General features: G+C 56.8%; 15 protein-coding genes. 7 read left to right on the top strand and 8 right to left on the bottom strand.

Features of this window, described 5'->3' with window-relative positions; genetic code table 11:
• Positions 1 to 6 precede the first annotated feature (6 nt).
• Entirely contained in the window at positions 7 to 1206 is a 1200-nt protein-coding gene (fes, locus tag QMG44_RS02165; protein WP_049023503.1) for an enterochelin esterase, read from the bottom strand.
• Positions 1207 to 1457: 251 nt separating this feature from the next.
• Here fes and QMG44_RS02160 point away from each other — a divergent pair, with 251 nt between their 5' ends.
• A complete protein-coding gene (locus QMG44_RS02160; protein ID WP_020885035.1) occupies positions 1458 to 3707 on the top strand; it encodes a TonB-dependent siderophore receptor in 2250 nt (749 codons plus the stop codon).
• Positions 3708 to 3827: 120 nt separating this feature from the next.
• Positions 3828 to 4514, top strand: a complete 687-nt coding sequence (gene entD, locus QMG44_RS02155) for an enterobactin synthase subunit EntD (RefSeq protein ID WP_086532815.1) — start codon at positions 3828 to 3830, stop codon at positions 4512 to 4514.
• 599 nt (positions 4515 to 5113) lie between these two features.
• Here the strand turns inward: entD and betT are convergent.
• Positions 5114 to 7147, bottom strand: coding sequence for a choline BCCT transporter BetT (betT, locus tag QMG44_RS02150; RefSeq protein WP_014169058.1), 2034 nt, complete (start codon positions 7145 to 7147; stop codon positions 5114 to 5116).
• A gap of 128 nt (positions 7148 to 7275) precedes the next feature.
• Between betT and betI the strand changes: the two genes are divergently transcribed.
• Genes betI through betA form a run of 3 tightly spaced genes read left to right on the top strand, consistent with a single transcriptional unit; the run spans position 7276 to position 11027 of the window.
• Complete coding sequence (gene betI / locus QMG44_RS02145) at positions 7276 to 7863, top strand: transcriptional regulator BetI (RefSeq protein ID WP_020885037.1); 588 nt, start codon at positions 7276 to 7278, stop codon at positions 7861 to 7863.
• A gap of 13 nt (positions 7864 to 7876) precedes the next feature.
• Positions 7877 to 9349 carry a betaine-aldehyde dehydrogenase gene (gene betB, locus QMG44_RS02140; protein WP_086532816.1) on the top strand — a complete coding sequence of 491 codons (1473 nt, stop codon included), beginning with the start codon at positions 7877 to 7879 and terminating at the stop codon, positions 9347 to 9349.
• A gap of 13 nt (positions 9350 to 9362) precedes the next feature.
• A complete protein-coding gene (betA, locus tag QMG44_RS02135) occupies positions 9363 to 11027 on the top strand; it encodes a choline dehydrogenase (protein ID WP_020885039.1) in 1665 nt (554 codons plus the stop codon).
• 46 nt (positions 11028 to 11073) lie between these two features.
• Here betA and QMG44_RS02130 read toward each other — a convergent pair whose 3' ends face one another.
• The 5 genes from QMG44_RS02130 to budA form a co-directional block, all read right to left on the bottom strand.
• Positions 11074 to 11772: a GNAT family N-acetyltransferase gene (locus QMG44_RS02130; RefSeq protein ID WP_014169054.1), complete on the bottom strand. Its 699-nt coding sequence runs from the start codon at positions 11770 to 11772 to the stop codon at positions 11074 to 11076.
• 163 nt (positions 11773 to 11935) lie between these two features.
• The gene (locus tag QMG44_RS02125) at positions 11936 to 12409 is read right to left on the bottom strand and encodes a cold-shock protein (protein WP_014169053.1); all 474 of its coding nucleotides are present in this window, start codon (positions 12407 to 12409) and stop codon (positions 11936 to 11938) included.
• A 131-nt stretch (positions 12410 to 12540) separates the two neighbouring features.
• Positions 12541 to 13311 (bottom strand): (S)-acetoin forming diacetyl reductase, encoded by a 771-nt coding sequence (locus QMG44_RS02120; protein ID WP_025204707.1) that lies wholly within the window; start codon positions 13309 to 13311, stop codon positions 12541 to 12543.
• A gap of 20 nt (positions 13312 to 13331) precedes the next feature.
• Positions 13332 to 15053, bottom strand: a complete 1722-nt coding sequence (gene alsS / locus QMG44_RS02115) for an acetolactate synthase AlsS (protein WP_086463059.1) — start codon at positions 15051 to 15053, stop codon at positions 13332 to 13334.
• Positions 15025 to 15804, bottom strand: a complete 780-nt coding sequence (budA, locus tag QMG44_RS02110; RefSeq protein ID WP_025204708.1) for an acetolactate decarboxylase — start codon at positions 15802 to 15804, stop codon at positions 15025 to 15027. Before budA ends, alsS begins: the two co-directional genes overlap by 29 nt.
• Positions 15805 to 15909: 105 nt before the next feature.
• Here budA and QMG44_RS02105 point away from each other — a divergent pair, with 105 nt between their 5' ends.
• Both QMG44_RS02105 and QMG44_RS02100 read left to right on the top strand, forming a co-directional pair.
• Positions 15910 to 16791 (top strand): LysR family transcriptional regulator, encoded by an 882-nt coding sequence (locus tag QMG44_RS02105; protein ID WP_014169049.1) that lies wholly within the window; start codon positions 15910 to 15912, stop codon positions 16789 to 16791.
• Positions 16792 to 17137: 346 nt separating this feature from the next.
• Positions 17138 to 17593 (top strand): hypothetical protein, encoded by a 456-nt coding sequence (locus QMG44_RS02100; protein WP_086532939.1) that lies wholly within the window; start codon positions 17138 to 17140, stop codon positions 17591 to 17593.
• Positions 17594 to 17679: 86 nt separating this feature from the next.
• Here the strand turns inward: QMG44_RS02100 and QMG44_RS02095 are convergent, their stop codons facing one another.
• Complete coding sequence (locus QMG44_RS02095; RefSeq protein ID WP_086532817.1) at positions 17680 to 18468, bottom strand: phosphotransferase family protein; 789 nt, start codon at positions 18466 to 18468, stop codon at positions 17680 to 17682.
• Between the last annotated feature and the right edge of the window lie 363 nt (positions 18469 to 18831).

The raw sequence follows: 18831 nt of genomic DNA, 5'->3' as shown, positions 1-18831 counted from the left end.
ACTCCGTTAGTGAATAAGCGGCTGCCAGAGGGTCATCAGCCCCTGCGTCAGCCCACCGCGCCAGCAAAGCGCGTCGTGTCCGCCGTCAACCTGACGCCAGATAACCGGTTGCTGCGGGTGCAGTTCGGCGTAGATCGCCTGATTCGCGCGGAAGATGAGCGGCTCGTTGCGCCCGGCCTCAAGAACGATACGCAGCCCGCGCGCGGTGAGGTCGCCCGCTTTAAGTTGTTCGATGAGCAACCCGTCCTGCTGACCGCCACGGTGCGGCCACCAGTAGGAGCCGGACTGGCTTAATACGCAGCCAAAGCGCTCGGGCCAGTTAAGCCCGGCATAAAGTGAAGAGAGGCCGCCAAAGCTTTGACCCGCGACTACCGTTCGGTCGGCGCGGCCGCTGAACGAAGTGCGGCTGTTCACCCGCGGGAGAAGTTCCTCCTGCACCGCCTGCCAGAAATCCGGGTTGCAGGGCAACTCGTGATTGCGATGCGCCATGTCGATCACATCGATTAGGACGTAGACGGCAGGCGGCAGTTTGCCCGCGTTTGTCAGCGCGGTCAGCGGAGACCACACGGGCATGCTTTCGGCCCAGAACTGGCCATCGAGCAGTACGGCAAGCGGCCGCTCCGGGCTGTCTTCACCGGTGGTGAAAACCCACACCCGGCGGCGGTTATTCAGACGCACGCTTTCCCATTCAAAGCAGACGGGCGCGTTGCCGGGCGTTGCGGGCGTGTTCCAGCCGGGCTGAACCGGGGCCTCGGGCATTTCGAGCGCCGAGACGGGATGCCCGCGCCCACCGCGCCAGCTTTGCGGATTTAACGGATCGGCCATCGCCGCGGGGAGCAACTTTCGCCAGCCTTCACGCAGCGCCAAACGATCGGGTTGCTCGCCGTGGAAGACCGCGTCGGCAAAATCATCTTCGTTCACTGAGGGGATAAAACAGTAGCTGCCGCGCCATTGCGGGGTGAACTCGCCCTGCCACTGCCAGACGTCAGTATCAGGAATGCGCTCAAGGGATTGCGGACGGGCATTTTGATGGTGATCGGTCACGCCGGTGATGTAGAGCCAGACGCGTTTTAGCGGCGAGGTCTTTTGCGTTCCTGCCGGATCACGCCACCAGAAAGTGACGCGATAGTGCCCCTTCTCGCGGGTCCATTCGGGTCCGTTTTTCGACTGCCACCAGGCTTCACTTCCCGTTTTTAACCCCGTCACCCGTATAACCTCATGTTTATCAGTCTTTTTTGTTTCAGGACAAATTTTATTGATAATATTATTGATAACTATTTGCATTTGCAATAGCGTAGTGGCCGCGCTGTGGGAAGCGCGCTCATAAAACAACCATGCCACGCGTTGTGTGCGCTCGAGGACGGGGCTGCTTACGCAAACTGCGGGTGACACCATGCCGCCACCTCTCCCTTTCGGGAATGGAGCCCGGGGATGCGGCGCGAAAAGCAGGACGTACAATGAATAAGAAGATTCACTCCCTGGCCTTGCTGGTCAACTTAGGGATTTACGGCGTTGCGATGCCAGCGCTGGCAGACGACAACACCGCCAACGCGCAGCACGAAGACACCATGGTGATCACCGCCGCAGAGCAGAACCTGCAGGCACCAGGGGTATCGACCATCACCGCCGATGAAATCCGTAAAAACCCGCCCGCACGTGACGTGGCCGAAATCATCCGCACCATGCCTGGCGTTAACCTGACCGGGAACTCCACCAGCGGACAGCGCGGCAATAACCGTCAGATTGATATTCGTGGTATGGGTCCGGAAAACACCCTGATCCTGATCGACGGCAAGCCGGTCACCAGCCGCAACTCCATCCGTCTGGGCTGGCGCGGCGAGCGAGATACCCGCGGTGACACCGGCTGGGTACCGCCAGAGATGATTGAACGCATTGAGGTCATTCGTGGCCCGGCCGCAGCTCGCTACGGCAACGGTGCGGCAGGCGGCGTGGTGAACATCATCACCAAAAAATTCGACAACCAGTGGCATGGCTCCTGGAACACCTATCTGAATGCTCCAGAACATAAGGATGAGGGTTCCACTAAGCGCACCAACTTCAGCCTGAGCGGCCCGCTGGGCGGCGACTTCAGCTTCCGCATGTTTGGTAACCTGGACAAAACCCAGGCCGATGCGTGGGACATCAACCAGGGTCACCAGTCCGATCGTACCGGTACCTATGCTGACACCCTGCCAGCAGGCCGTGAAGGGGTCGAGAACAAAGACATTAACGGCGTGGTCCGCTGGGACTTCGCGCCCATGCAGTCCCTGGAGTTTGAAGCGGGCTACAGCCGCCAGAACAACCTCTACGCGGGTGATACCCAGAACACCAACAACGACAACAGCTCCAGCGGTCTGGTGAAGAAAAACTACGGTAAAGAGACTAATCGTATCTATCGCCAGAACTTTGCGGTGACCTGGAACGGCGGCTGGGATAATGGCATCACCACCAGCAACTGGGCGCAGTACGAGCACACCCGCAATTCGCGTCTCGGCGAAGGCCTGGCAGGCGGTACGGAAGGATTATTCAACAGCAATAAATTCACCGACACCGACCTGGCTGATGTGATGCTGCACAGCGAAATCAACCTGCCGATTGATTTTCTCGTCAACCAGAACCTGACGCTGGGCACCGAGTGGAACCAGCAGCGCATGAAGGACTCGACCTCCTTCTCGCAAACCCAGCAGGGCGGGACCATTCCGGGGCTCAGCAACGATCGTAGCCCGTATACCTCGGCGGAGATCTTCTCCCTGTTCGCCGAAAACAACATGGAGCTGACGGACAGCACCATGCTGACCCCGGCGCTGCGCTTCGATCACCACACGATCGTCGGTAACAACTGGAGCCCGTCCCTGAACCTGTCGCAAGGCCTGGGTGACGACTTTACGCTGAAGATGGGTATCGCCCGCGCCTATAAAGCGCCGAGCCTGTACCAGACCAACCCGAACTATCTGTTGTACAGCAAAGGCCAGGGCTGCTACGCCAGTTCCGACGGCGTGGGTTGCTACATGATGGGTAACGACGACCTGAAAGCCGAAACCAGCATCAACAAAGAGATTGGTCTGGAGTGGAAACACGACGGCTGGCTGGCGGGCGTGACCTGGTTCCGTAACGACTACCGCAACAAGATTGAAGCGGGGTATGCGCCAGTCGGCCAGACCTCCACCAGTAAAGTGACCACCGATATTTACCAGTGGGAAAATGTGCCTAAAGCGGTGGTTGAAGGTCTGGAAGGCTCCCTGAACGTGCCGGTCAGCGACACGATCAACTGGACCAACAACATCACCTATATGCTGCAAAGTAAGAACAAGGAGACCGGCGACCGTCTGTCGATCATCCCGGAGTACACGCTGAACTCAACCCTGAGCTGGCAGGTACATCAGGATGTGTCGCTGCAGTCGACCTTCACCTGGTACGGCAAGCAGCAGCCGAAGAAGTACAACTACAAAGGCCAGCCGGTGACCGGGTCTGAGAAAGACGAAGTCAGCCCGTACAGCATCGTTGGCCTGAGTGCGACCTGGGACGTGACCAAAAACGTCAGCCTGACCGGCGGCGTGGATAACGTCTTTGATAAACGCCAGTGGCGCGCGGGTAATGCCCAGACCACCGGCAACGCCACAACCGGTGCGTATATGTACGGCGCGGGTGCATACACCTATAATGAGCCGGGCCGAACCTGGTTTATGAGCGTGAACACGCACTTCTAAGGCAGGCTGTGTCTCCCCTCTCCTGCCGGGAGAGGGGCTGAATGTCTCCCTCTCCCGGCAGGAGAGGATCGGGGTGAAGGCATCAGGCCGCACTATTCCTCAACATCAGGACGAGAAAACATGCGCACCACCCACTCCACATTTCGTCTTGCCGGAACCACGGTCCACCAAATTACCTTCGATCCCACCACCTTTACCGACGCAGACCTCCTCTGGCTTCCTCACCACAACGCGCTTGCTCACGCTGCCCCCAAACGTAAAGCTGAACACCTGGCCGGACGCCTCGCCGCCGCCCACGCCCTGCAGGAATATGGCTCTACGGCCATACCGGCTATCGGCAGCAGCGGCGAGCCGCTGTGGCCTGACGGCATGACGGGCAGCATCAGCCATACGGCCAGTCGTGCGCTGGCCGTTGTAACGCCGCACGGGCTAACGGGTATCGACGGGGAAATTATCCTCGCTGATGACGAAGCGGTGGAGATCAAAGACGGGATTATTGGCCCCGCAGAAGACTCGCTGCTGCGCCACACCGGCCTGCCATTTGCGCAGGCGCTGACGCTGACGTTTAGCGCCAAAGAGAGCCTCTTTAAGGCGCTGTTTTCACAGGTTAACGCGATGATGGGCTTTGATTGTGCCCGCGTCACGGCGCTCGACGAGAATACCCTGACGCTGGCGCTGACCCGCCCGCTGGCGGGGTTTTCGCAAGATGATGCCTTCACGCTGTTTTGGCTGCGTGACGGCAACACGCAGATCACACTGCTTCCGCCTTTTCCCGCCGCTTCGCGCAAGTCACCATCACGGCGTTGAACAACACGCCAGACTGCAGTCTTTTCAATCCTTGCCGCGGGTACAGCGCAGATAAGGCAGGGTGTTACGTCTTACTGAATAAAAACCTCATGCAAATGACTGTTATCCCAGTGGCACCAATGGCCGAGACGGACAGAGCAAGAATCGAAGCAAAATCATGCGCACCCTCTATGCCGTAAATACTAAACACGTTTGCCAGACGTTGAATGTTGTCCAGTGGAAAAAAGGCTGCCCATACCAGGCCGCAAACGAAAAACCAAAATACTATTTGTACGCAAAACAGGAAAAAACCGGTGAAAGTCCTCATCGGGTCACCGTTATTGCTCCGCAGGAGAACCGTTAATATCAACACCGCCATCGCCTTTAAGCCACACGTAAGCTGGGTTCGTCATTTTTATCTCCTTATAAAAACCAGCAGTATTATCGTAAATCGCTTTTTGAATTAATGCATTTGTGCTTGAGGAATGACGGATAAAAACAGATAAGGCAGATAAATATAAAAAAAGAATGGGCAAATAGCAGTGCTACTGAGTCGTAAAGGATAAGCAGTTGTAGAACGGGGCCAGAACTGGCCCCGCGGTTTTACTTCAATTCAGTGCTCAAACATCCGGGAACATCACGCTATTCCCCGGCGCCTCGCGATGGAGGTGAATAAAGTTCAGGTGCCGCTCATACTGATCCAGTATGTCCGTAATTACCTGTTCCTTACTGTAATCCATCAGGTCATTCCCCTGGCTCCCTTCCAGCAGGAACGTCTCAAGGCGGTAATACGTTGATTTCCCACTGCGTGCGCGATAGGTAAACCCGGGCACCGAATACTGCTGTGGCCAAATCTGGTAGACAAAGTTTTGTTCGTCGCCCATATGCACCAGCAGGTCCAGGTGTCCCAGAGTCTCACCGTCGTCCGGCGGCAGGTTTTTCAGTTCAACATACGCACCACGCAGCTTCAGCTCCTGCGCCACCTCTTCCATCGCCGGGAAGCAGACCGTTTCCATCATCTGTTTGGTGTAGCGCGTGCCCGGATAGTTCATCAGACGTGACAACCGCTTTTTCCAGCTCAGTCTGTCCTGCGCACCCATCGGGCGTGGCGCGGTGTCGCGGCTGGCGCTGACGCGGCGGTAATCTTCCACCTTGAGAGATTTATACAGCCCGGCCATCACGAAGAAGATCACGAAACTGAACGGCAGACCCATGATCACCGTGGTGTTCTGCAGGGCAGAAATACCGTTGGTCATCAGCATGCCCAGGGTCAGCAGGCCAATGGCGACAGACCAGAAGATGCGCAGCCAGTTGGGAGCATCGCTGTTAATGTCCTTGAGCTTCGAGGTGAAGTTCCCCAGAACCAGCGCGCCGGAATCCGCCGAGGTGACGTAAAACAGCAGACCGGTAATGGTCGCAACAGAGGCGCTAAAGGTAAACGCCGGATACTGCGCCAGCAGGCTGTAGAACCCCCGCTCCGGATGCACCATCGCTTCCTGCGCAAACGTCGCATTGCCGTGAATGATCTCGTGCAGCGCGCTGTTGCCGAACACCGACAGCCACAGCAGCGTAAAGGTGAATGGGATAATCAGCGTGCCCATCACAAACTGACGAATGGTGCGTCCACGCGAAATACGCGCCAGGAACAGGCCAACAAACGGCGACCACGCGACCCACCACGCCCAGAAGAACAACGTCCAGTTGTTCATCCACTCGACCGGGCGGTCAAAGGCGAAGCTGTTCAACGTCATACCCATAAAGCGGTTCACGTAATCACCCACGTTCAGCACTAACGCATTGAGCAGGAATGACGTATCGCCCATAAACAGCACGAAGAGGATCAGCCCCAGCGCCAGCGCGACGTTCAGCTCAGAAAGCACGCGAATGCCCTTGTCCACGCCGGAGGTAACCGAAATGGTAGCGATAATCACCGACAGCGCGATCAGCGCCGCTTTGGCCGCCATGGAATCCGGGATATCAAACAGCACGCTCAGACCGTAGTTGAGCTGCACCACGCCGATACCGAGCGTGGTGGCGATCCCAAAGATGGTGCCAATCACCGCCGCAATATCCACGGTGTGTCCAATCGGTCCGTTAATTTTTTTACCGAAAATCGGATAGAGCGCGGAGCGGATCGTGAGGGGTAAATTATAACGATAGCTAAAGTATCCGAGCGCCATCCCCATCAGGGCATACATCGACCAGCCGGTTAAGCCGTAGTGGAACAATGTCCAGACCATCGCCTGTCGCGCGGCCTCCATCGTCTGCCCCGCCCCTTCCGGTGGCTGCATATATTGCGTGACCGGTTCCGCCACGGAGAAGAACATCAGGTCAATACCAATGCCCGCGGCAAACAGCATCGCGGCCCAGCTCAGCAGGCTGAACTCGGGTTTTGACTGTTCCGGCCCGAGCTTTACCGAGCCAAAGCGCGAGCAGGCGATGCAGACGACGAAGACGATATAGAGCGTCGCCGCCAGCAAGTAGTACCAGCCGAAGGTCTTCGACACCCAGTTCAGGGTGCGCCCAATCCACTCGGCAGAAAAATCGCTAAAGAAGATCGTCATCAGGGAAAACAACAAAATCAGTCCTGCGGATGTATAAAAAACAACCGGATTGATTTTGTCCTTTTCTCTGTCTTGCGAAAGATCTGTCATCCAGTATCCCCACTGTTTTTGTAACTATTGAAATCCAAAACCGCAACAATTAAGACACATTTTATATTGAACGTCCAATCAAAAACCGCTTTAATGGTTAACCAACGCTGATGAATGGAGTGGCAAAAATGCCCAAAGTGGGGATGCAGCCAATCCGGCGCAGGCAACTGATCGACGCCACGCTGGAAGCAATAAATGAAGTGGGAATGCATGACGCGACCATCGCGCAGATCGCCCGTCGGGCGGGCGTTTCCACGGGGATCATCAGTCACTATTTCAAGGACAAAAATGGCCTGCTGGAAGCGACCATGCGCGACATCACCGGCCAGCTGCGCGACGCGGTATTGAACCGCTTGCATGCCTTACCGCACGGCAGCGCAGAGCAGCGTCTGCAGGCGATTGTCGGCGGCAATTTTGATGAAACCCAGATCAGCGGCGCGGCAATGAAAGCCTGGCTGGCCTTCTGGGCGAGCAGCATGCATCAGCCAATGCTCTACCGTCTGCAGCAGGTGAGCAGCCGCCGTCTGCTGTCGAACCTGGTGTATGAGTTCCGCCGCGAGCTGCCGCGCGAACAGGCGCAGGAGGCGGGTTACGGGCTCGCGGCGCTGATTGACGGGCTGTGGCTGCGCGCCGCGCTGAGTGGCAAACCGCTGGATAAAACCCTGGCCCAGTCGCTCACCAGCCACTTTATTAGCCAGCATTTACCGACCGATTAACCGAGGAGAATTTATGTCCCGAATGGCAGAACAGCAGCTTTATATCAATGGTGGTTATACATCGGCCACCAGCGGTCGCACCTTCGAGACCATCAACCCGGCCAACGGTGAAGTCCTGGCGACCGTTCAGGCCGCCGGGCGCGAGGATGTCGATCGCGCCGTAGAAAGCGCGCAGCGCGGGCAAAAAATCTGGGCGGCAATGAGCGCCATGGAGCGCTCGCGCATTCTGCGCCGTGCGGTAGACATTCTTCGTGAGCGTAACGACGAGCTGGCGAAGCTGGAAACCCTCGACACCGGCAAAGCGTACTCAGAAACCAGCACCGTTGATATCGTCACCGGCGCGGACGTGCTGGAGTACTACGCAGGGCTGATCCCGGCGCTGGAAGGCAGTCAGATCCCCCTGCGCGATACCTCATTTGTCTATACCCGTCGTGAACCGCTGGGCGTGGTCGCGGGCATTGGCGCGTGGAACTACCCGATCCAGATCGCCCTGTGGAAATCCGCGCCAGCGCTGGCCGCAGGTAACGCGATGATCTTCAAACCGAGCGAAGTGACGCCCCTCACCGCCCTGAAGCTTGCCGAAATCTACACCGAAGCGGGTCTGCCAGATGGCGTGTTTAACGTTCTGCCGGGCGTGGGCGCAGAAACCGGCCAGTTCCTGACCGAGCACCCGGGTATCGCCAAAGTCTCCTTCACCGGCGGCGTTGCCAGCGGCAAAAAAGTGATGGCCAATTCGGCGGCCTCGTCCCTGAAAGAGGTGACGATGGAGCTGGGCGGGAAATCCCCGCTGGTTATTTTCGACGATGCCGACCTGGATCTCGCGGCGGACATCGCCATGATGGCCAACTTCTTTAGCTCCGGCCAGGTATGCACCAACGGCACCCGCGTGTTCGTGCCGGCGAAATTCAAAGCCGCGTTTGAGCAGAAAATTGTTGAGCGCGTGGCACGTATTCGCGCGGGCGATCTGTTCGACGAACGCACCAACTTTGGCCCACTGGTGAGCTTCCCGCACCGCGAAAACGTGCTGCGCTATATCGCCAAAGGCAAAGAGGAAGGCGCGCGTGTGCTGTGCGGTGGCGATGTACTGAAAGGCGAAGGCTTTGACAACGGCGCGTGGGTGGCTCCCACCGTGTTCACCGATTGCACCGATGAGATGACCATCGTGCGCGAAGAGATCTTCGGGCCGGTGATGTCCATCCTCACGTACGAAACTGACGAAGAGGTGATTCGTCGCGCCAACGACACCGAGTACGGTCTGGCGGCGGGCATCGTGACTGCCGACCTGAACCGCGCGCACAGCGCGATCCACCAGCTTGAAGCGGGTATCTGCTGGATCAACACCTGGGGTGAATCCGCGGCAGAGATGCCGGTTGGTGGCTACAAACACTCCGGCATTGGCCGCGAGAACGGCGTAATGACGCTCCAGAGTTATACCCAGGTGAAGTCCATCCAGGTTGAGATGGGTAAATTCCAGTCCATATTTTAACCGGGAGGTTTTTTTGCAATTTGACTACATCATTATTGGTGCCGGCTCTGCCGGCAACGTACTGGCAACACGACTGACGGAAGATCCCAATACCACCGTTCTGCTGCTTGAAGCGGGCGGCCCGGATTACCGTTTTGACTTCCGCACCCAGATGCCTGCCGCGCTGGCGTTTCCCTTGCAGGGCAAGCGTTACAACTGGGCGTATGAAACCGAGCCCGAGCCGCACATGAACAACCGCCGTATGGAGTGCGGTCGCGGCAAAGGGCTGGGCGGCTCATCCCTGATCAACGGCATGTGCTACATCCGCGGTAACGCGATGGATCTGGACAACTGGGCAACTGAGCCGGGTCTGGAACACTGGAGCTATCTCAACTGCCTGCCCTACTACCGTAAGGCTGAGACCCGTGACGTGGGGCCAAACGACTACCACGGCGGCGACGGCCCGGTGAGCGTGACCACCTCTAAACCCGGCGTAAACCCGCTGTTTGAAGCGATGGTAGAAGCCGGTGTGCAGGCGGGCTACCCGCGTACTGACGATCTTAACGGCTATCAGCAGGAAGGCTTCGGCCCGATGGACAGAACCGTGACGCCGCAAGGCCGTCGCGCCAGTACCGCACGCGGCTATCTGGATCAGGCGAAATCACGCCCGAACCTGACCATTCGCACCCATGCCATGACCGATCACATTATTTTTGACGGCAAACGCGCGACAGGCGTCGAGTGGCTGGAAGGCGAGAGCACGATTCCGTCAAAAGCGACGGCCAGCAAAGAGGTGCTGCTGTGCGCCGGGGCGATTGCCTCTCCGCAGATCCTGCAACGCTCCGGCGTGGGTAACGCGGAGCTGCTGAAGCAGTTTGACATCCCGCTGGTACATGACCTCCCGGGTGTGGGTGAAAACCTGCAGGATCACTTAGAGATGTACCTGCAGTACGAGTGCAAAGAGCCGGTCTCTCTCTACCCTGCCCTGCAGTGGTGGAACCAGCCAAAGATTGGCGCGGAGTGGCTGTTTGGCGGCACCGGCGTGGGAGCGAGCAACCACTTTGAAGCCGGTGGGTTTATCCGCAGCCGCGAAGAGTTTGAATGGCCGAATATTCAGTACCACTTCCTGCCGGTCGCCATTAACTACAACGGGTCGAACGCGGTCAAAGAGCACGGTTTCCAGTGTCACGTTGGCTCCATGCGCTCACCAAGCCGCGGGCATGTACGGATTAAATCACGCGATCCGCATCAGCATCCGGCGATCCTGTTCAACTATATGTCCCACGAACAGGACTGGCAGGAGTTTCGCGATGCGATCCGCATCACCCGTGAGATCATGCACCAGCCGGCGCTGGATAAATACCGTGGACGGGAAATCAGCCCGGGTATTGAGTGCCAGACCGACGAACAGCTGGACGAGTTTGTGCGTAACCACGCTGAAACCGCCTTCCACCCGTGCGGCACCTGTAAGATGGGGTATGACGAAATGGCCGTGGTCGACGGCGAAGGTCGCGTTCATGGGCTGGAAGGATTGCGCGTGGTGGATGCGTCCATTATGCCGCAGATCATCACCGGCAACCTGAACGCCACCACCATCATGATTGGCGAGAAAATTGCCGATGCCATTCGCGGGCGCGAGCCGCTGGCGAAGAGTACCGCGGCATATTATGTCGCCAACGGTGCACCGGTTCGCCTGTAACGCAGTTTGCTAAGCAGCCCCTCTCCCAACGGGTGAGGGGCATATTTTACAGACGAAACGCCTCCAGCTTTTTACGCTGCCGCCCTTCCCCGTCAAAATTCGCTTCAGCCAGCCAGGCGCGGAGTTCGGCATCCCGCTGTGGCCATTCGCCATCAATGATTGACAGCATGTCGCTGTCGCGGTTGCGCCCTTTGCGCACCAGTTTCTGACGCAGTCGGCCTTCCCAGACAAACCCCAGCCTTTCCGCCGCATTACGCGAGGCAGTGTTCATTGAATCGCACTTCCACTCCAGCCGACGATAGCCATGCTCGAATGCATTCCTGAGCAGCAGCCATACGGTTTCCGTGCCGAGGCGGGAGCCTTTCATCTTGCGTGACCAGGTGACGTGGCCGATCTCCACCGACCCTTGCATGCGCTCTATTGCCATATAGCTCACCAGCCCCACCGCTTGCCCGGTACGTAAATCGATGACGGCGTACGGCACCAGTTCATCATCCAGTACTTTGCCAAGGACCCATTCTGCGGTGTCTTCAACGCTCACGGGCTGGGTGCTGACAAGCCACGTCCAGTCGCTGTCGTCCCCCAGCGCATAGGCCTCATACAAATCCGCGGCGTGGCGTTCGGCATCCAGCGGCTCCAGACGACAATACTGACCGACGAGCGGAGTGCGGGTTAACGCACGGGCGCATTTCCAGTCGGGGACGATATCGTTAACAGTTTGACCATGTTGATTAAGCTCGGGCACGGCGTTGACTCCCGGAAGGATAAGGGTTTTGTTATAGCAGGTTAAAAAGCGGACGAAAAGAGACGCGGCGTATTGCCTGCTGGGGAAAACGGGAGGGAGTGGCGTTTGCACGCCAGGATGACAGCGGTACGCCGGGTAAGACGTCGCCCTACCCGGCAAAGCATTATTTCAGCAGCTTCACCGTAGCGTCGATGTCGATCTCATCTTCCGTGAAGATCATCGTCGTATTCTGGAAGGTGGTGATAGCCAGCTTCTTCACCGTGCGCATTTCACCCGGTTTTTTGTCAGACTTGGGTTTGATGTTGTTCATCAGCAGCCCCACGGACAGTACCGCGTTCTCTTTATCGATACCGGTATCTGCTGGCTCTTCTTCGCTGAACACCACAAACGATTTGATCGAAGTGAGCTTCACGCGCTCGCCTGCGATATAGAGGTGTTTGCTTTCCGGGATCACCTTCACCGCATAGGCGGAAAGGCCTTTGTTGTTGGTTGTGGGCTCGAAGGTCACCGCTGCGTCTTTCTTAATCAGATCAGGGTTGGCGACCTTAATCACATGAAAATAGCGGTTGTCACCGTTTTCATCTTTGATAAATCCAAAGCCTTTATCTTTAAACCACGTTGTGATTGTACCGTTCATCGCTGTTACCGCCTGTCAGATCTCTAAGACTAAAGTTTTGCAGCGCGCAGTGTAATCCACAATGGCTGAGGAGACAAAAAAAAGCCCCTGCACGGGGGCAGGGGAAAACTCATGTCAGAGCTTATTAGTATTTAGTTGAACACCATACCACCGTCAATCAACAGGGACTGACCGGTCATGTAGTCGGAATCTGGCCCGGCGAGATAAGAGACGCAGGCGGCCACATCTTCGGGTTCGGACAATCTGCCAAGCGTAATGCGTTTGGCAAACGTTTCAGTGCCGTAGCCGAGCGGTTTACCCGCCGCTTCGGAGACCTGGCGGTCAATTTCCGCCCACATCGGCGTTTTGACGATGCCCGGGCAGTAAGCGTTAACGGTGATCCCTAATGGCGCAAGGTCACGTGCCGCCGTCTGGGTTAACCCGCGTACCGCAAACTTACTGGAACTGTAGACCGCCAGTTCAGGGTTCCCGGTATGGCCTGCCTGGGAACAGGCGTTGATGATCTTGCCGCCGTGCCCTTCTTTACGGAAGGCGTCAATGGCAGCCTGGATACCCCAGATAACCCCTTTGACGTTGATGTTGTAAACTTTGTCGACAATTTCCGGGGTGATCGACTCAATTGGCGTGGAAGGCGCGATCCCGGCATTGTTGACGATCACGTTGAAACCGCCCAGTGCAGTGCGGGCTTTTTCCACCGCTGCAAACACCTGCTCGCGGCTGGAGACATCCACCTTCACGGCGACGGCCTTCCCCCCATTGCGGACGATCTCATCGGCAACGGCTTTTGCCGTCTCTTCGTTGTAATCCGCGATGGCGACGGCAAAACCGTCTTTCACCAGGCGAAGCGCAATCGCTTTACCAATCCCCTGGCCTGAGCCTGTTACGAGAGCAACTTTTTGCATTTCTCTGTCCTTATATTGATTCACAAAATCTGGCTGAGATGGAGCTGGCCCATCAGCAGCGGGTTATCGCTATAGTCGACGGGAATGGCGACCACGGCCGGGCCATCGACATCCATTGCAGCACGCAGCGTAGGCTCCAGCGCATCCGCGCTCTCGACGGCAAAGCCTTTCGCCCCAAAGGCATCGGCATAGACTTTGAAATCGACCGGGCCGAACTCTACGCCGGAAAGGCGCTGGTATTTTTTCTCTTCCTGGATCGCCACCATGTTGTAGGCGTTGTCCACCCAGATGATGTGCAGCACATTGGCATTGAGACGCACGGCGGTTTCCAGCTCCATGCTCGACTGCAGGAAGCCGCCGTCACCGGACACCGAGACCACCTTGCGTCCAGGATTGACCAGCCACGCACCAATCGCCCACGGCAGTGCAACGCCCATGGTCTGCTGACCGTTAGAGATCATGACCTGACGTGCGCGGAAGCTATAGAGATAGCGGGCGATCCAGATGTGGAAGCTCCCCATATCAACGGTGAGCGTAACGTCGTTATTGACGATGTCCTGCATGGCGCGCACGATGCGCAGCGGATGCAGGGCAAACTGATTGAGCGAGGCGCCTCGGCGATCGAGCAGATCCCGTTGATGCTGACGATCGACCAGGATTTCTGACGCACGTGCGCTGAGCTCCAGCTTGTGGGCGATCCGGCTGGCGAGCAGGTTCAGCGTTTCGGCGATGTCCCCCACCAGCTCGAGGTCAGGCACATAATTGCGTTCTTCATAGGCGGGCAGCACATCGATATGCACCAGCGTGGCGTCGCCGCTGTTCCACATGGACGGTTCGTATTCCACCGGGCTGTAACCGATGCAGATAATCAGATCCGCCAGATGCAGCAATCTGTCGCCTGCCTGGTTGTTAAAGAGGCCGACACGTCCGGCAAAGCGGGTGAAATGTTCCTGATTCACCGCCCCGGCCGCCTGATAGGTACTGGTGACCGGAATGCGGCTTTTCTCCAGCAGCTTACGCAGCGCGGCGCTGTTGGCAGGCTGGCTGGCCATCAGGCCCAGTAAAATGACCGGATTTTTGGCTTTTTCGATAAGCTTCGCCACGTCGTTAATGGCGGATTCCGGTGCTGGCCCCATTTTGGCAGTACTGCTGCCCGGCAAAATCGCGCCCGTGGCGGGCTGGTCGACAATATCCTGCGGCAGGCTGACGAACGCGCCCCCAGGCCTGCCGTGCTCGGCAGCGCGAAACGCGTTCGAGACCACTTCGGCAATCGCATCCGGTGAACTCACCTCTACGGCGTATTTCGTCACCGGGCTGAACATGGCGACCGTGTCCATGCTCTGATGCACCAGCTTCGCTTTATCTGCCCGCTTCACGGCACCGCCCAGCGCGACCACCGGGTCACCCTCACTGTTGGCGGTGGCAATCCCGGTGATCAGGTTTGAGCAGCCCGGTCCGGAGGTGACCAGCGCAACACCGGCCTTGCCGGTGAGGCGCCCTACCGCTGCGGCCATAAACGCCGCGTTCGCTTCGTGGCGCACGGGAATGATTTCGATGGAGGAATCGAGCAAGGAATCAAACACTTTGTCGATTTTTGCACCCGGAATACCGAAAACCTGCTTCACGCCCTGCGCTTCCAGCTGGCCTACGACCATATCGGCGCCATGCGCCCACTGACGTGCCTGTTTATCACTGTTCACGGTGGTTCTCCTGTTAGTTTTCGACGGAACGGATTGCAGCATCAAGGTTGCTGGGGTGAAGGTTGGCCTGTAAAAATGCGCTGTCGGCAGGCAGGTCGATCATCAGTTTGTGAATTTCACCGAAGGTCAGCACGCCGCTCTCCAGCTGGTAGTCGAGCAGGTGCCCGCCGCCCTGACGATCGTCGGTGATAAAATGTTCGTGATATCCCGCGACGTTAATGCCCTGCATATGCTGCGGCGTGCGGAACCCGACCAGTACCCCTTCTCGCTGGTTAAAGCGGAACACCGGCTGGTCGTCCAGCACGTCGGTCATCGCACGGTATGGCGGCTTTTGACGCGGAACGGTACGGGTGTGGGCGTGGCGGAAATTACCGTCGATGCGTAACGCACAGAACAGGTTATCGGAGGGGATTTGCTGGTCGATCACGTCATGGATCTGCTGACGGCTGACCGGCGCATCGAAGGTTTTGCGATACTGCGGCTGGAACCAGGTCATCACCGCAAACGGTGTTTTTTGCTCCGGCTTCGCGGCACGGGCACTCCCGTCGGCGCGCAGCTGATACACCTGGCTGCTGAAGGCAATCATTTCGCCATCCAGCTCGTTGAACGTACCCAGACCAAAATCGCCGTGCGCAAGCAGATCGGCGATAGTGGTATCCCCCTCGTACACGCCGCTTAACAGGGCGCTCATTAGCGATGTCTGATAGATCACGCTGTCAGGATGCTGGGCAGAAAACCCACGCAGGGTCTCGCACAAACTGGCCTCACAGTCGCATGCAGATGAATGCACCATCATGCTCGTCCTCTTCAACTTTATTTAGAAAGGTTAAATAAATGTTGACCCGATTCAGCATAGAGTTCCAATATAGAATCCATGCTGGTTTGAGACGTTTTTGATATGGAACTTCGTTATCTGCGGTATTTTGTCGCCGTTGCACGTGAGCGACACTTCACCAAAGCGGCCAAAGCGCTGGGTATTTCACAGCCTCCTCTGAGTCAGCAGATTAAACGGCTCGAGGAAGAAGTGGGCACGCCGTTATTCAGACGCCTGACGCGAGGCGTGGAGCTGACTGAAGCGGGAGAAGCCTTCTATGAGGACGCCTGTAAGATCCTGGCGCTGAGCGACGCCGCGCTGGAGAAAGCCCGGGGCATTGCCCGCGGGCTGAACGGCAGTCTGTCGATTGGGATCACCAGTTCAGACGCCTTTCACCCCAAAATCTTCACCCTTATTCGCCAGTATCAGCTGCAGAACATGGCGGTGAGAGTGCACCAGGTGGAAGCCAATATGTCTTCGCTGACGGCGATGCTGGCGGAGGGTGAGCTGGATATCGCGTTTGTGCGTCTGCCGTGTGAGAGCAGCAAAGCGTTTGAGCTAAAAATTCTCGACCGTGAGCCGATGGTTGTGGCGCTGCATCGCGACCATCCACTGGCGAAGTGTGGATCGCTGGCGCTGGAGCAACTTCGGGATACGCCGGTCGTTTTGTTCCCGCAGGAGGTCGCGCCAGGGCTGTACGATCGCGTTTACGGCTGCTGCGAGCGGGCCGGAATTGACGTGCAGCACACGCTGCAGTCTTCGCAACTTTCCTCTTCCCTGAGCATGGTGTCCGCTGGCGGCGGGTTCGCCCTGGTGCCGAAGTCGATGGCCGCCATTTCGCCCCCCAATGTGACCTACCATGCGCTGACATCACCGGAGCTTTATACCGATATCGCGCTGTGCTGGCGGCGTTTTGAACGTTCGCGGACGGTGAAACGGTTTCTGGCGATGCTGAGTGAAGGGTAATGGCGCGGCGTTGCTTGCGCCCGCTAAGGCCTTTCTGGAAGCCGCCTCGCAAACCTGCAAGTAACCCTGTGTAATTCAGGGTTACTGCTTTTCTTACTCTCCTCCCGGCCGTAAAGTGCCTGCGTTGCGGCACATCCGCAACCGGGCGTAGGAACCCGCATATCACGATACGACAATTATTTTGTCGCGGCAGCGCTCATCCCGTTACACTACGGTCGCGCTGGCGGAGCAACCGAAAGGTTGGCCGTTTTTGTCGTGTGCGGTATTCCTACCTCCGTCAGCGCTACCACCCATGAGCGTAGGAACTTATTGGATGGTCTGGAGTTTTTTTAAAATGGAAAATCACATGACAACTGTCCCTTCCCTGTCTTACGCGCTCTCTGAAGAAAGCGCTATACACCATCTGACTCATCTACAACTGCCTGAATCTGCAGATCTCTTCGAACTGGCCGATGCCTGCACCGCGTATGTAAGCGTGCTGGTAGAAACCGACGATGCGGTCACCCATGCAACACTGTGCACGCGTTTGCTGGCAGTCCTTAAACGCCTTCGCGCGCGTTGTGATTCTGCCCTCCCGCCTTATCTGGTCGAACAGCTGATTGCAGGAGAGAAGATTGTCTCCTGCGTTCCGGACTGCTGGCAGGATACGTCGCTCCAGGTGGACTATGCGCTGGCGTTAACGCAGGCGGTAATGGGCGGAACATTGCCTGCAAACGTGGCAAAAGAGCTGACCGGTCTGCTACATGATATGGTCTGGCTGCTGGCGGAGTTCGTGAAAGAGCCGTATATCACGGCGCACTAAGGCCAGTGCGTAAGGGCCGAAATTCAGCTGGTCTGTGAGCCAGAATTTCGGCCTTAATAATATAAAAAACCCATGCAGACGAAGGGTTAAAGTACTGAGATAGCCTCGTCCAGCCAGCCGGGAAGCGTTTCTCTGTACCAGTTCAGGTACAGCTCAAAATCTGTTTTGTTCCGGTCATAGAGCAGGGACACCACCTCTGACACAATCCATGCTTTAGCAAGGGTTATTTCCGTCGCTAGCTGTCGGGCAGGCATATGCGGACAATGCACGCAGTAACGCTCCGCAAGCTGTAAAATGCTTTGCCTGGAGCCCATCCCCTTTACCAGCGGGGCGAGGTCGATAGCCGGACTGCCCGTGCCAAACCTTTCCCAGTCAAAGAGAACCCACTCTCCGTTTTCTCTTCTCCCCCAGTTACCGGCATTGGTATCCCCTGAGATTAAACATTTCTGCCGAAACAAAACGCTGCCCGCTTGCTGAAAACAGCACATCTGGTGGGCCGCGCGGTCCGGTAATTTCAAAAGCGCCAGTGATTTTTCAAGCGCTTTCTCGGGCCAGGAATGAGGGTGATACACCCAGGTTGGGTCCGGTGGAGTGCGATGAAGATGAGAAAGGCATTTCAATATGTCATCCCCCGACACCTCATCCTGAGACACTTTTCCAGGGATATATTCCAGCCTTAACCGGCGTAGATGTGGATCGGCAGACAATAGCGTCGGCGTTTTGATTCCCCTGCTGTTGAGCTCTTCCGCCGCATGCTCGTAGAAAGCGTATTCCACAGGGCTAACAGGACATTTTTCTATGACTTGCTGACCATATTGATCCACCAAACGCTGCACTTTTGCCGCACCCATTTGGGATAAATTCTCCGCAGACATACATGACTCCCTGTGTCAGGTTTGGCTTTAAGGGATAAGTGTAGTGTGATGCAGAGGGATCAGGGGAATTGCGTTTTACGGGCAGTGTTGCGGGTTGTGGGTGGTTTTAGCAGGAGGTTGGTTGATCCTCGTTCAGGGGGGCTGATTTTGGTAATGAAAACGAGCTTTACAAACACTGGATTGACAAAAATAAATTGGTGCAGGTCACATTTTTATCTATGGCAATGAGGGATGTAGTAAATAGAATTAAAAAAAAGAATATTTTTTTTGATATAAATCCCATTTTCCTTTGAGTTAAGAACTTAGTATTCATAGGCAATTATAAATAATGACACTTTAAATATCTTAACATTTACACTAATA

This window comes from Enterobacter sp. 200527-13 (genome assembly GCF_027924865.1).
Classification (GTDB): domain Bacteria; phylum Pseudomonadota; class Gammaproteobacteria; order Enterobacterales; family Enterobacteriaceae; genus Enterobacter; species Enterobacter ludwigii.
The sequence above is the reverse complement of the archived record's forward strand: the minus strand, read 5'-3'. Positions and strand labels throughout refer to the sequence as shown.

Excerpts from the sequence above, each read along its gene's own strand:
- QMG44_RS02160 (WP_020885035.1), top strand. The coding sequence starts at position 1,458 with ATGAATAAGAAGATTCACTCCCTGGCCTTGCTGGTCAACTTAGGGATT.
- entD (WP_086532815.1), top strand. The coding sequence starts at position 3,828 with ATGCGCACCACCCACTCCACATTTCGTCTTGCCGGAACCACGGTCCAC.
- betT (WP_014169058.1), bottom strand. The coding sequence starts at position 7,147 with ATGACAGATCTTTCGCAAGACAGAGAAAAGGACAAAATCAATCCGGTT.
- betI (WP_020885037.1), top strand. The coding sequence starts at position 7,276 with ATGCCCAAAGTGGGGATGCAGCCAATCCGGCGCAGGCAACTGATCGAC.
- betB (WP_086532816.1), top strand. The coding sequence starts at position 7,877 with ATGTCCCGAATGGCAGAACAGCAGCTTTATATCAATGGTGGTTATACA.
- QMG44_RS02125 (WP_014169053.1), bottom strand. The coding sequence starts at position 12,409 with ATGAACGGTACAATCACAACGTGGTTTAAAGATAAAGGCTTTGGATTT.
- QMG44_RS02120 (WP_025204707.1), bottom strand. The coding sequence starts at position 13,311 with ATGCAAAAAGTTGCTCTCGTAACAGGCTCAGGCCAGGGGATTGGTAAA.
- alsS (WP_086463059.1), bottom strand. The coding sequence starts at position 15,053 with ATGCTGCAATCCGTTCCGTCGAAAACTAACAGGAGAACCACCGTGAAC.
- budA (WP_025204708.1), bottom strand. The coding sequence starts at position 15,804 with ATGGTGCATTCATCTGCATGCGACTGTGAGGCCAGTTTGTGCGAGACC.
- QMG44_RS02105 (WP_014169049.1), top strand. The coding sequence starts at position 15,910 with ATGGAACTTCGTTATCTGCGGTATTTTGTCGCCGTTGCACGTGAGCGA.
- QMG44_RS02100 (WP_086532939.1), top strand. The coding sequence starts at position 17,138 with ATGACAACTGTCCCTTCCCTGTCTTACGCGCTCTCTGAAGAAAGCGCT.
- QMG44_RS02095 (WP_086532817.1), bottom strand. The coding sequence starts at position 18,468 with ATGTCTGCGGAGAATTTATCCCAAATGGGTGCGGCAAAAGTGCAGCGT.